Below are 13,053 nucleotides of genomic sequence, written 5' to 3' on the forward strand. Positions count from 1 at the left end.
ATGCCCCTCGATCTCTCCGCCCTTCCGGTCCGCTCCGCCCGGACCGCGGATCTGGGGCTGCTGAGCCTGCGGGTCACCAGCAACCTCGAACACTTCGACGGGCACGCCTACTTCGCCCGCGACGCCGCCGAGGGGACCGAGCCGGACTACCGGGTGGACTGCCTCGACCTCGACCGGGACGCCTTCGACCCGGCCGAGGTGGCGGCGGCGGCCGACGACTCGCTGCGGGCCCGCAGATTCCGCGGCGGGTACTACCTCAGCCACATCCACGGCGAGCCCGCCTATCTGCGCACCGACGGCCGCCGGTCCTACGTCTTCGGCCGGCGGCTGGAGCGGACGGTGTGGCCGTACTTCGTGAAGCGGGTCCTCACCGAGTTCGCGGTGGACCGGGGCTATCTGCATCTGAAGGCGGCCGGGTTCACGCTGGACCAGGGCGGGGGGACCCTGCTGGTCGGGCCGAACGGGGGCGGGAAGACGGTGTTCCTGTCCCAGGCCTGCCTGGCCGGGGCGCGCTTCCTCACCAACACGCACGTGCTGGTGAGGGAGGGCGCCGCCCACGGGGTGCCGACCTCGGTGCGGATCCGCCGGGACGCCCAGTTCGGTCCGCTGATCGACCGCCACGGGCTGACCCCGCATCTGGAGGGCGGGGACTATCTGGCCCCGGCCGAGCTGGTCTTCGGCGGCCGGCCGGTGGACCGGGCGGTGGTGCGCAACGTGGTGGTCGTCGACTACAACCCGGGCGGCCGGACCGGGATGGAGGAGCTGGACCCCGCCGCCGCCGAGGCCTTCCTCTCGCAGTACGCGCACGCCGTGACGACCTACGGGCTGAAGGACGACGTGCTGGCCCATCAGGGCCGTGACGTCGCGGAGTTCAGCCGGGTGCTGATGCGGATGAACCGGCAGCTCACCGGCCTGGTGTGCAGCGCGCGCTGCTTCCGGGTCAACGCCGATCTGCGCGATCCGAAGGTCCGGGACGCGGTGCTGGAGCGCCTGTCCGGCTGACCGCCCGCCCGTTCCCGTATCACCCCATCCGCCCCGGGCACCGCCCGCGGCCCCCTCCGTCGAAGTATTGGACATGCGCATGCCAACTACGTCTCCGGACGCCCGCACGCTCGCCGTCCCCGCCGAGGCGATCCACACCTTCGGTCCCGCCGCCCAGCGCGAGATCGCCGCACGCACCGCCGAACTGGCCGCCGCCTCGGCCGGCCGGCGGATCGACGAACTCGGCACCGGCCTCGGGCCGATGCCCGCCTTCCGCGCGGAGATCGAGGCCACCCGCGACATCATCGACTCCCGGGTCCACTTCATCGTCTACGACCGCGTCGAGGGCGTGGACACCCTGCGCGGCCAGGCCGTCTACGCCTGGCTGCTGGGCAGCGCGCTGGGCCGCCCGATGGTCCAGAACCACCAGGGCTGGCGGTTCATCGAGGTCTACGACCGGGGCAACCAGGGCACCGTCGAGGAGGGGGCCCGCTACCACCAGACCAAACAGGGCTCGCACATGCACAACGACGCGGTCAACGACCCCGAGCCCATCGACTACCTGCTGCTGTCCTGCGGGCAGAGCGCCTATCTGGGCGGCGAGTCGATCCTGGTGGACGCCCGCTCGGTGCACGAGACGCTCCGCTCGTACCCCGAGGTCCTCTCCGTCCTCACCCGTGACTTCTGGTTCGAGAAGCGCGGCATGACCGCCGCCGAGGACGGCTTCTTCCGCTCCCCGGTGATCAGCTACAGCCCGGAGGGCGAGGCCCTGGTCCGCTACTTCCGCACCTATATGGAGGGCGCCCACACCAAGCTCGGCACCCCCATGGACGAGGAGCAGCGCGCCGCCCTCGACTTCTTCGACGCGGTGCTCGACCAGTCCGGCGTGCAGTACCGGATCCGGCTGGAGCGCGGTCAGACCCTGGTCTCCGCCGACGACCGCTTCCTGCACTCCAGGACCGCGTTCGTCGACCGGTTCGAACCCCGGGAGATCGACCTCGACGCCGACCGGCCCGACCGGGTCAACCGGTACATGTTCCGGATGTGGTCCCGGAAGTGACCACCGGCCCGTACCGGGAGATCACCACCGAACGGGAGCTGCGCGAGCTGATCGCCCCGCCGAACCCGGTGGTCCACACCAAGAGCACCGACCGCTTCGGCCCGCTGGAACGCGCCTGGATCGGCCGCTCCCCGTTCTGTGTGCTGGCCACCTCCGGCGCCGACGGCAGCTGCGACGTCTCCCCGCGCGGCGACCCGCCCGGATTCGCGCACGTCCTCGGCGACCGGCTGCTCGCCCTCCCCGACCGGCCCGGCAACCGGCGCGCCGACAGCTGGCGCAACCTGCTCGGCAATCCGCGGGTGGCGCTGATGTTCGTGGTGCCGGGCCGAGGGGACACCCTGCGGGTCAACGGCCGCGGCCGGTTGGTCACCGGTTCCCCGTTCCTCGCCGGCATGGCCCACCGCGGCCATGTCCCGGCGCTGGCGCTGCTGGTCGAGCCCGAGGAGATCTACTTCCACTGCGCCAAGTCCTTCCTGCGCGCCGCCCTGTGGGACCCGGACAGCTGGGACCCGGAGGCGGTCCCCTCCCGGGCCCGGATCGCCCGCGCCACCGAGTGGACCGACGTCCCCCTCGCCGCACTGGAGGAGCGCTACGGCCCGCGCTACGCGCGGCAGCTCTACGGCACCCCGTCCGCCGACCGCACCACCGAACGCGCCACCGACCCGACCAGTGAAGGAAGTTGAGGACCATGTCCGCCACCGCCACCGACACCGACACGGGCGCGGCCCGCGCCCTGCTCGAAGAGCTCGCCGGCCACGGCTTCACGATCGCCACCGGAGTCCCCTGCAGCCTGCTGGCCGGCGCGTTCCACCTGCTGGAGAACGCCGCCTCCGATCCCGCGCTGTCCGGACTGCGGTACGTCCCCGCCCCGCGCGAGGACAGCGCGGTCGGTATCGCCTCCGGGGCGGTGGTGGCCGGCGAGCGCGCCGTGGCCCTGATGCAGAACTCCGGTCTCGGCTACTGCCTGAACGTGCTCACCTCGTTCAACCTGATCTACGACGTCCCGGTGCTGCTGGTGGTCAGCTGGCGCGGGCACGACGGCAACGACGCCGTCGAGCACGACGTGATCGGTGCCGAACTGCTCCGCCTGCTCGACCTGTTCGACCTTCCGCACACCGTGCTCGACCACACCGACGTGGCCGGTTCGGTGGCCGCGGTCCTCGCCCAGATGGAACAGCGCGCCCGCTGCGCCGTCCTCGTCGTCCGGGAAGGCATCTGATGTCCCCGCTCACGCTCTCCGAGATCGCCCTGGAACTGCTGCGCCGTCACCCCGACGCGGTGATCGTCTCCACCTGCGGCTACACCAGCCGCGAACTCTTCAACGCCGCCGACCGGCCGGAGAACTTCTATCTGGTCGGCTCCATGGGCATGGCCGCGCCGATCGCCCTCGGTATCGCCCTGGCCCGCCCCGGCCGCACCGTCGTCGCCCTGGACGGCGACGGCTCGCTGCTGATGAACCTCGGGGTGCTCCCGCTGCTCGCCGCCACCGGCGCGAACCTGCTGCACGTGGTCGCCGACAACGGCATGCACGAGAGCACCGGCGGTCAGCGCACCGTCCAGCGCTCCGACTTCACCGCGCTGGCACGGGCCGCCGGGTATCCGCACACCGTCCTGGTCCGCGACGCCGCCGAACTGCGCGCCGCCGCGCTCGGCCCCGGGCTCACCCTGCTCCACGCCCTGACCGGACCGCGCGGCGACGGGGCGGGCCGCCGGGTCACCCACACCCCGCAGGAACTGGTCCACCGGGTCCGCGGCGCCCTCGCCGGCCCCGCCCGCACCCTCCAGGGAGCCACCGCATGAACACCGCACCCGCCTTCTCGGTCATCCCCGGCAGCCAGGTCCACGACGTCCTCGCCGGCCGGGAGAAGGAGGTCGTCGACGTGGTCGAACGCGCCTACCGGCTGCACGGCGAGGGGAGCACCGTCAACCCCGACTCCTATTTCCTGCGCTTCCCCGACCGGCCGTCCTCGCGCATCATCGCCCTGCCGGCCTCGGTCGGCGGCGAGGTCGGTGTGCACGGCATGAAGTGGATCTCCAGCTTTCCGGAGAACGTCGCCGCCGGGCTGCCCCGGGCCTCCGCGGTGCTGATCCTCAACGACACGGCGACCGGCTATCCGTTCGCCTGCCTGGAGAGCTCCATCATCAGCGCGGCCCGCACGGCCGCCTCCGCCGCGCTCGCCGCCGACCGGCTCGCCCGCGCCCGCGGGGTCCGGCCGGCCCGGATCGGCTTCCTGGGCACCGGGCTGATCGCCCGCTACCTCCACGACCACCTGCGCGCCATCGGCTTCGACCTCTCCCGGGCCGGCGTCCACGACAGCGACCCCGCGCACGCCGAGGGCTTCGCCGCCTATCTGGCCGGCCACGGGGCCACCGCGGAGCTCCACGCCACCTCGGAGGACCTGGTCCGCGCCAGCGATCTCCTGGTGATCGCCACGGTCGCCCCCGCCCCGCACCTCACCGATCCCGCCTGGTTCGGCCACCACCCCCTGGTGCTGAACATCTCGCTGCGCGATCTCGGCCCGGAGGTGATCCTCGGCGCCTACAACGTGCTCGACGACGTCGACCACTGCCTGAAGGCCGACACCTCCCCGCACCTCGCCGAGCAGCTCGTCGGCCACCGCGGCTTCGTGGACGGGACGCTGTACGACCACCTCGCCCGGGAGCGCGAGGTCCCGGCCGACCGCACCGTGGTCTTCTCGCCGTTCGGCCTGGGGGTGCTCGATCTGGCGCTGGCCCGGCACGTCCACGACCGGCTCGCCGCCACCGGCCGGCTCACGTCCGTCCCGGGGTTCTTCCACGACCTGCGCCGGCACGAGGCCCCGCCGGCCGCGGGGTGACGCTCGCACAGGCGCTCCCGACCGCCGTCGTCCTGGCCGCGGGGCTGCTGCACGCGGCCTGGAACACCCTGGCCAAGGCGGCCCGCGACCGGGACGCCGGGCTCACCCTGATCAGCGTCACGAAGACCGTGCTGTGTCTTCCCCTGCTGCCGCTGTTCGCCCTGCCCGCCCCGGCGAGCCTGCCCTATCTGCTCGCCTCCTCGGCGGTGCACGCCGTCTACATGGCCCAGCTGTCCCGGGCCTACCGCCTCGGCGACTTCGGCCAGGTCTACCCGGTCGCCCGCGGCGTCGCCCCCATCGGCGTCGCCGCGGTCGCGGTCGCCCTCCTCGGTGAACGCCTCGGCCCGGTCCAGCTGGCCGGGCTCCTCGCGGTCTGCGGCGGCCTGGCCGTGCTCTCCCTGGGCGGGCTGCCGGGCCGCGGGGTCGGCGGCCCGGCGGTCCGCGCCGCCCTCGCCACCGGCGCGACCATCGCCGCGTACACCCTGATCGACGCGGTCGGCGTACGGCGCTCCGGCTCCGCCTTCGGCTACACGGCATGGATGGCCGCCCTGGAGGGCGTCCTGGTCGCCCTGCTGATGCCCCGGCTGCGCAAGCGCCCGCTGACCGATCTGCTGCGCCCCGACCGCACCCGCTCCGCCGTCGGCGGCCTGGTCGCCGCCCTCTCGTACGGGGCCGTCCTCTGGGCCCAGACCCGCTCCCCGACGTCCGAGGTCGCCGCCCTGCGCGAGACCGGGATCATCTGGGCCGCCGTGATCGGCGCGGTGTTCTTCCACGAACCCCTCGGGCGCCGCCGGATCTGCGCCGGGGCGGTGGTGGTCTTCGGCGTCGTCCTGCTGGGAGCGGCCCATTAGGGCGTGCGCCGGGAGCCCGACGCGCGCGAACGGGCGCACCCTCTCGCATTCATACCCCCTAGGGGTATATAGTCGTGGGTGTGAGGGCGCACCAGCCTTCACCGGAGTCCTCAGGGGCCCCTGCCGTCCCACCCATACTGTGCTCGTCGAAGAGGAGAACACGATGACCGCCGAGACCCAGCTCCCCCAGGCGACCGGCTCCTGCTGCTCGCCCAGCGGTTCCTGCCACGGCGAGGCGAGCACCGAGGCCGCGCCGGGCGGGGTGACCACGGTCTACCAGGTGACCGGCATGACCTGCGGGCACTGCGAGGGCGCGGTCTCCGAGGAGATCTCCGCCATCAAGGGTGTCACCTCCGTGAAGGCCGTGGCGTCCACCGGGCAGGTGACGGTGGTCTCCGAGGCCGCGCTGGACGACGAGGCCGTGCGCGCCGCCGTGGACGAGGCGGGCTACGAGCTCACCGGCCGGGCCTGAACACGCCGCCGGTCCCGTACGACCGCACCACCGCACCACCCCTTGCCGCCGGGCCGGGCCGACCAGCAGATACTGGGAGGGCACGGCCCGGTCGGCGTTTCAGGAGTTCGGACATGCACAGCGCACCAGACGTCCAGGTTCCGGCGGCGGACGGCCCGGAGAGGCCGGAGAGCCCACAGGACCCTCGGCTCTCCCAGTCCTCCGAGGCCGAGCTGACGATCGGCGGGATGACCTGTGCGTCCTGCGCCGCCCGGGTCGAGAAGAAACTGAACCGGATGGACGGGGTCACCGCCACCGTCAATTACGCGACCGAGAAGGCCAAGGTCGCCTACGGCCCCGGGACGGCGCTCGACGATCTGATCGCGACGGTCGAGCGGACGGGGTACACGGCGCGGCCCGTGCCGCCGCCCGCTCCGGAGCCCGTGGCGGACGAGACCCCGGAGACCTCCGGGGAGGCCGGCGGGCCGGAGCCGCCCGAGGAGCCCGACACCGAGACGGCCTCCCTGCGGCAGCGGCTGACCGTGTCGGCGGTGCTCGCGGCGCCCGTCGTGGCGCCGGCGATGATCCCGGTGCTCCAGTTCGACAACTGGCAGTGGCTCTCGCTCACGCTCGCCGCCCCCGTCGTGGTCTGGGGCGGACTGCCCTTCCACCGGGCGACCTGGACCAATCTGCGGCACGGCGCGGCCACGATGGACACCCTGGTGTCGGTCGGGACGCTCGCCGCGTTCGGCTGGTCGCTGTGGGCGCTGTTCCTGGGCGACGCCGGGATGCCGGGGATGCGGCACGGCTTCGACTTCACGGTCTCCCGCGCGGACGCCTCCTCGACCATCTATCTGGAGGTCGCGGCGGGCGTCGTCACCTTCCTCCTGCTGGGCCGCTATCTGGAGGCCCGGTCCAAGCGGAAGGCCGGTTCCGCGCTGCGGGCGCTGATGCATCTGGGCGCCCGGGACGTGGCGGTCCTGCGGAACGGGGCGGAGGTCCGCGTCCCGGTCGGCCGGCTCGCCGTGGGCGACCGCTTCGTCGTCCGCCCCGGCGAGAAGGTCGCCACGGACGGCACGGTGGTGGAGGGCAGCTCGGCGGTCGACGCGTCGATGCTGACCGGTGAGTCCGTGCCGGTCGACGTGCGGGCCGGGGACGCGGTCACCGGCGCCACGGTGAACGTCTCGGGCCGGCTCGTCGTGGAGGCGACCCGGGTCGGCGCCGACACCCAGCTCGCCCGGATGGCCAGGCTCGTCGAGGACGCGCAGAACGGCAAGGCGGACGTCCAGCGGCTGGCCGACCGGATCTCGGCCGTCTTCGTGCCCGTGGTGCTGCTGATCGCCCTGGTGACGCTGGTCGTGTGGCTGCTGGTCACGGACGACGCGACGGCCGCGTTCACGGCGGCGGTCGCCGTCCTGATCATCGCCTGCCCCTGCGCCCTGGGCCTCGCCACCCCGACCGCGCTCATGGTCGGCACCGGACGCGGCGCCCAGCTCGGCATCCTCATCAAGGGCCCCGAAGTCCTGGAGACCACCCGCCGCGTCGACACCATCGTCCTCGACAAGACCGGCACCGTCACCACCGGCCGCATGACCCTCCAGACCGTCCACACCGCCCCCGGCACCACCGAAACCGACGTCCTGCGCCTCGCCGGAGCCCTGGAACACGCCTCCGAACACCCCATCGCCCAGGCCGTCGCCACCGGAGCCACCGAACGCACCGGAGCCCCGCTCCCCACCCCCGAGGACTTCACCAACGTCCCCGGACTCGGCGTGCGGGGCGTCGTCGAGGGACATACGGTCCTCGTCGGCCGGGAACAGCTCCTGGCCGAAGGGGAGATCCGACTGCCGGAGGAACTCGCGCTCCGCAAGGCGGAAGCGGAGAAGGCGGGCCGGACCGCCATCGCGGTCGCCTGGGACGGCGAGGCACGCGCGGTCGTCGAGGTCGCCGACGCCGTCAAGGAGACCAGCGCCGAGGCGGTCGCCGAACTGCGCGCGCTGGGGCTCACACCGATCCTGCTGACCGGGGACAACCGGGCGGTCGCGGAGTCCGTCGCCGCCGAGGTCGGCATCGACGAGGTGTACGCCGAGGTGCTGCCCGAGGAGAAGGCGCACGTCGTCCGGCGCCTCCAGGAGCAGGGCCGCTCCGTGGCGATGGTCGGGGACGGGGTGAACGACGCGGCGGCGCTCGCCACCGCCGACCTGGGGCTGGCCATGGGCACCGGCACGGACGCCGCGATCGAGGCGGGCGATCTGACCCTGGTTCGTGGAGATCTCAAGGTGACGGGTGAGGCGATCCGGCTCTCCCGGCGCACCCTGAGCACCATCAGGGGCAACCTCTTCTGGGCATTCTCCTATAACCTCGCCGCCCTACCCCTTGCGGCATTTGGGCTGCTCAACCCTATGATTGCGGGAGCGGCGATGGCCTTCTCATCGGTCCTCGTCGTGACCAACAGCCTGCGCCTGCGGTCCTTCACGTAATATCCACAATGAGACCCAGATCACACCGGTTTCAGGGTAACCATTCGGTGGGTTCGCGAGTCTAAGAGTGCGATGCCAGAAGGATGTCTTGGGGGACGTCCGGAGGAGGGTCTTGGGGGACGCTCCTGGCAAGCGTTGGCCGGGGCACGTGCACCGGGGAGCTTTGAGCGGCCCTCCCGTACGTACGTACCCCGGCAGACCGCAGCCGCACGAGGAACAGCGCGGTACGCACAACAGCAGCACCGAGGAACACCCAGGAGCTTCGGCTCCCGACGAACGCCCGGCCGGATCCCGTGGGGGGAATCCGCTCCGGGATATGGGAAGCGCCTCGCTGTCGGCCCGTGGGGGGATCGATGGCGGGGCGCTTCTCTCTTTCCACGGGAGCGCTCCCCTCCGCCCGGCGAAGCCACGGGGAAGCCACGGCGAAGCCCCGGGAAAGCAAATCGCCCCGGACACCGCGCTCTGTGCGAAAGCGCGGTGGTCAGGGGCGAAGGCAGCCGGCCGGTGCGGCCGGGGGTGGTGCTACGAAGCTCAGCGGGCCTCGACCGGGACGAAGTCGCGCAGGACCTCGCCGGTGTAGATCTGGCGCGGGCGGCCGATGCGGGAACCCGGCTCCTTGATCATCTCGTGCCACTGGGCGATCCAGCCCGGGAGGCGGCCGAGGGCGAAGAGCACGGTGAACATCTCGGTCGGGAAGCCCATCGCGCGGTAGATGAGGCCCGTGTAGAAGTCCACGTTCGGGTAGAGGTTGCGCGAGACGAAGTACTCGTCGGAGAGCGCGTGCTCCTCCAGCTTGAGCGCGATGTCCAGCAGCTCGTCGGACTTGCCGAGCGCGGACAGCACGTCGTGGGCCGCGGCCTTGATGATCTTGGCGCGGGGGTCGAAGGACTTGTACACCCGGTGGCCGAAGCCCATCAGGCGGACGCCGTCCTCCTTGTTCTTCACCTTGCGGATGAAGGAGTCGACATCGCCGCCGTTGGCCTGGATGCCTTCCAGCATCTCCAGCACGGACTGGTTGGCACCGCCGTGCAGGGGGCCCCACAGCGCCGAGATGCCGGCGGAGATGGAGGCGAACATGTTGGCCTGCGAGGAGCCGACCAGACGCACGGTGGAGGTCGAACAGTTCTGCTCGTGGTCCGCGTGCAGGATGAGCAGCTTGTCCAGGGCGGAGACGACGACCGGGTCCAGCTCGTACTCCTGGGCGGGGACCGAGAAGGTCATCCGCAGGAAGTTCTCGACGTAGCCGAGGTCGTTGCGCGGGTAGACGAACGGGTGACCGATCGACTTCTTGTACGCGTACGCGGCGATCGTCGGGAGCTTGGCGAGCAGCCGGATCGTGGAGAGGTGGCGCTGCTCCTCGTCGAACGGGTTGTGGCTGTCCTGGTAGAACGTGGACAGCGCGCTGACGACCGAGGACAGCATGGCCATCGGGTGGGCGTCGCGCGGGAAGCCGTCGAAGAAGCGCTTGACGTCCTCGTGCAGCAGCGTGTGCTGGGTGATCTCGTTCTTGAAGGTCGCCAGCTCGTCGACCTTGGGAAGCTCACCGTTGATGAGCGTGTACGCCACTTCGAGGAACGTCGAACGCTCGGCGAGCTGCTCGATCGGGTACCCGCGGTAGCGCAGGATGCCCTGCTCGCCGTCGAGGTACGTGATGGCCGATTTATAGGCAGCGGTGTTGCCGTATCCGCTGTCCAGCGTCACCAGGCCGGTGTTCGCCCGGAGCTTCCCGATGTCGAAGCCCTTGTCGCCGACGGTGCTGTCGATCACCGGGTAGGTGTACTCGCCATCGCCGTACCGGAGTACTACAGCGTTGTTGGTGTGCTCGCTCACGTCATCCCTCACCGACGTAGTGCCTCTTCTTCGAGGTTCCCTGACTGTCTCCACCCTCCCCCATTTGGCTCAGGAGAGTGCACTCGGGGTCGTCCATTGGACCTACTCGCGGCACTGAGTGCCGCGAACTTATTCATCCTGCCCCCTTGACTGCGGTTGCGGAAGACCTCCGTGATGTTTCCCACCGATTTGATCGATCATTTTTTCCGAGAGTCCTCCTTCCGGCCCCCCGCGCAGCCGGAAATCGAGCGCGCTGCAGCGTCTGCCTGCGGAAACCGTGCGGACCGCCTGTCCGATCGCCTGCCGCGAGCCGACCAGGACGACGAGCTTCTTGGCCCGGGTGACGGCGGTGTACAGCAGGTTGCGCTGGAGCATCATCCAGGCACTCTTCGTCACCGGAACGACGACCGCCGGATACTCGCTGCCCTGGGAGCGGTGGATCGTCATGGCGTACGCGTGGGACAGCTCGTCCAGCTCGTCGAAGTCGTAGCCGATCTCCTCGTCCTCGTCCGTGAGGACCGTCAGCCGCTGTTCGTCCTGGTCGAGGGCGGTGACGACACCGACCGTCCCGTTGAAGACACCGTTCTCGCCCTTGTCGTAGTTGTTGCGGATCTGGGTGACCTTGTCGCCGACCCGGAAGACCCGGCCGCCGAACCGCTTCTCGGGGAGGCCGGGGCGGCCCGGGGTGATGGCCTGCTGGAGCAGCCCGTTGAGATGGCCCGCCCCGGCCGGCCCCCGGTGCATCGGGGCGAGGACCTGCACATCGCGGCGCGGGTCGAGTCCGAACTTGGCCGGAATCCGGCGGGCCGCCACGTCCACCGCGAGCACCCCCGCGTCCTCCGTCTCGTCGGCGACGAAGAGGAAGAAGTCCTTGAGCCCGTCGGTAACGGGTGGTATGCCCTGGTTGATCCGGTGGGCGTTGGTGACCACACCCGACTTCTGCGCCTGCCGGAAGATGGTGGTCAGCCGGACCGAGGGGACCGGCCCGCCCTCGGCGAGCAGATCCCGCAGCACCTCGCCCGCGCCGACGGACGGCAGCTGGTCCACGTCCCCGACGAGCAGCAGATGGGCACCGGGTGCCACGGCCTTGACGAGTTTGTTGGCGAGCAGCAGATCGAGCATGGACGCCTCGTCCACGACGACGAGGTCCGCGTCGAGCGGGCGGTCCCGGTCGTACGCCGCGTCGCCGCCCGGCTTCAGCTCCAGCAGCCGGTGCACGGTGGAGGCCTCGGCGCCGGTCAGCTCGGAGAGCCGTTTCGCCGCCCGCCCGGTGGGCGCGGCCAGCACCACCTTCGCCTGCTTGGCACGGGCCAGTTCCACGATCGAGCGGACGGTGAACGACTTACCGCAGCCGGGCCCGCCGGTCAGCACCGCCACCTTCCGGGTGAGCGCGAGCCGCACCGCGGCCTCCTGCTCCGGCGCCAGATCGGCCCCGGTCCGCCCGGCCAGCCAGCGCAGCGCCCGGTCCCAGTCCACGTCCGCGAAGGCCGGCATCCGCTCCTCGGGCGTCCGCAGCAGCCGCCGCACCTGCGCGGCCAGCGAGATCTCCGCCCGGTGGAACGGCACCAGATACACCGCCGTCACCGGCTCGCCGCCCTCCGGCGAGGGCACCTTCTCCCGGACGACCCCCTCCGGCTCCTCCGCCAGCTCCGCCAGGCACTCGATGACAAGGCCGGTGTCCACCTGGAGCAGCTTCACCCCGTCCGCGATCAGCCGCTCCTCGGGCAGGAAGCAGTGCCCCTGGTCGCTGGACTGCGACAGCGCGTACTGCAGTCCCGCCTTGACCCGCTCCGGGCTGTCGTGCGGAATCCCGACGGCCTGGGCGATCCGGTCGGCGGTCAGGAAGCCGATGCCCCAGACGTCGGCGGCCAGCCGGTAGGGCTGGTTCTTCACGACGGAGATCGACGCGTCCTCGTACTTCTTGTAGATACGGACGGCGATCGACGTCGACACCCCGACGCTCTGGAGGAAGACCATCACCTCCTTGATCGCCTTCTGCTCCTCCCAGGCGACGGCGATCATCTTCGTCCGCTTCGGCCCGAGCCCCGGGACCTCCACCAGCCGCTTCGGCTCCCGCTCGATGATGTCGAGCGTGTCCACCCCGAAGTGCGTGGTGATCCGGTCCGCCATGACCGGCCCGATGCCCTTGATCAGCCCGGAGCCGAGGTAGCGCCTGATCCCCTGGATCGTCGCCGGAAGGACCGTCACGTAGTTCTCGACGGTGAACTGCTTCCCGTACTGCGGATGCGACCCCCACCGCCCCTCCATCCGCAGCGACTCCCCCGGCTGCGCCCCCAGCAGCGAGCCGACGACGGTCAGCAGATCGCCGCTCCCCCGTCCGGTGTCGACCCGCGCGACCGTGTACCCGTTCTCCTCGTTGGCGTACGTGATGCGTTCGAGCACGCCTTCGAGGACGGCGAGGTGGGGGGAGGCGGACGGCGTGGTGGACGCGGTGGACATGGGGCGACGGTATCGGGCGGGGGTGACATCACGAGAGGTTGCGCGCGAAGAGCCACTGGTACCATGAGTCGTACCAGTGGCTCACCGTGGGAAGAGGTTCGTC

11 protein-coding genes are annotated in these 13,053 nt (G+C 71.3%); 9 read left to right on the top strand and 2 right to left on the bottom strand.

What is annotated here, in order from left to right; genetic code table 11:
* From ACFVDM_RS18105 to ACFVDM_RS18145, 9 genes are all read left to right on the top strand, one after another.
* The gene (locus ACFVDM_RS18105) at positions 1 to 1,002 is read left to right on the top strand and encodes a FomB family phosphonate monophosphate kinase (protein WP_383640992.1); all 1,002 of its coding nucleotides are present in this window, start codon (positions 1 to 3) and stop codon (positions 1,000 to 1,002) included.
* Between the two features lie 79 nt (positions 1,003 to 1,081).
* Positions 1,082 to 2,041, top strand: coding sequence for a TauD/TfdA family dioxygenase (locus ACFVDM_RS18110; protein WP_383640242.1), 960 nt, complete (start codon positions 1,082 to 1,084; stop codon positions 2,039 to 2,041).
* Positions 2,038 to 2,724 carry an MSMEG_1061 family FMN-dependent PPOX-type flavoprotein gene (locus ACFVDM_RS18115; protein ID WP_383640245.1) on the top strand — a complete coding sequence of 229 codons (687 nt, stop codon included), beginning with the start codon at positions 2,038 to 2,040 and terminating at the stop codon, positions 2,722 to 2,724. Before ACFVDM_RS18110 ends, ACFVDM_RS18115 begins: the two co-directional genes overlap by 4 nt.
* 5 nt (positions 2,725 to 2,729) lie before the next feature.
* Positions 2,730 to 3,260 carry a thiamine pyrophosphate-binding protein gene (locus ACFVDM_RS18120; RefSeq protein WP_383640248.1) on the top strand — a complete coding sequence of 177 codons (531 nt, stop codon included), beginning with the start codon at positions 2,730 to 2,732 and terminating at the stop codon, positions 3,258 to 3,260.
* Positions 3,260 to 3,841 (top strand): thiamine pyrophosphate-dependent enzyme, encoded by a 582-nt coding sequence (locus ACFVDM_RS18125; RefSeq protein WP_383640250.1) that lies wholly within the window; start codon positions 3,260 to 3,262, stop codon positions 3,839 to 3,841. The genes ACFVDM_RS18120 and ACFVDM_RS18125 overlap by 1 nt, the downstream gene beginning before the upstream one ends.
* Positions 3,838 to 4,878, top strand: a complete 1,041-nt coding sequence (gene sbnB, locus ACFVDM_RS18130; RefSeq protein WP_383640253.1) for a 2,3-diaminopropionate biosynthesis protein SbnB — start codon at positions 3,838 to 3,840, stop codon at positions 4,876 to 4,878. The genes ACFVDM_RS18125 and sbnB overlap by 4 nt, the downstream gene beginning before the upstream one ends.
* Complete coding sequence (locus ACFVDM_RS18135; RefSeq protein ID WP_383640256.1) at positions 4,875 to 5,729, top strand: EamA family transporter; 855 nt, start codon at positions 4,875 to 4,877, stop codon at positions 5,727 to 5,729. The genes sbnB and ACFVDM_RS18135 overlap by 4 nt, the downstream gene beginning before the upstream one ends.
* 163 nt (positions 5,730 to 5,892) lie before the next feature.
* On the top strand, positions 5,893 to 6,201 hold the full coding sequence (locus ACFVDM_RS18140; protein ID WP_383640259.1) for a heavy-metal-associated domain-containing protein: 309 nt from the start codon (positions 5,893 to 5,895) through the stop codon (positions 6,199 to 6,201).
* Positions 6,202 to 6,314: 113 nt separating this feature from the next.
* Positions 6,315 to 8,660, top strand: coding sequence for a heavy metal translocating P-type ATPase (locus ACFVDM_RS18145; RefSeq protein ID WP_383640262.1), 2,346 nt, complete (start codon positions 6,315 to 6,317; stop codon positions 8,658 to 8,660).
* 531 nt (positions 8,661 to 9,191) lie between these two features.
* Here ACFVDM_RS18145 and ACFVDM_RS18150 read toward each other — a convergent pair.
* Positions 9,192 to 10,490 carry a citrate synthase gene (locus ACFVDM_RS18150; protein WP_383640265.1) on the bottom strand — a complete coding sequence of 433 codons (1,299 nt, stop codon included), beginning with the start codon at positions 10,488 to 10,490 and terminating at the stop codon, positions 9,192 to 9,194.
* 129 nt (positions 10,491 to 10,619) lie between these two features.
* On the bottom strand, positions 10,620 to 12,950 hold the full coding sequence (locus ACFVDM_RS18155; RefSeq protein WP_383640268.1) for an ATP-dependent RecD-like DNA helicase: 2,331 nt from the start codon (positions 12,948 to 12,950) through the stop codon (positions 10,620 to 10,622).
* Positions 12,951 to 13,053 lie beyond the last annotated feature (103 nt).

The organism is Streptomyces sp. NPDC057682, assembly GCF_042799575.1.
Classification (GTDB): domain Bacteria; phylum Actinomycetota; class Actinomycetes; order Streptomycetales; family Streptomycetaceae; genus Streptomyces.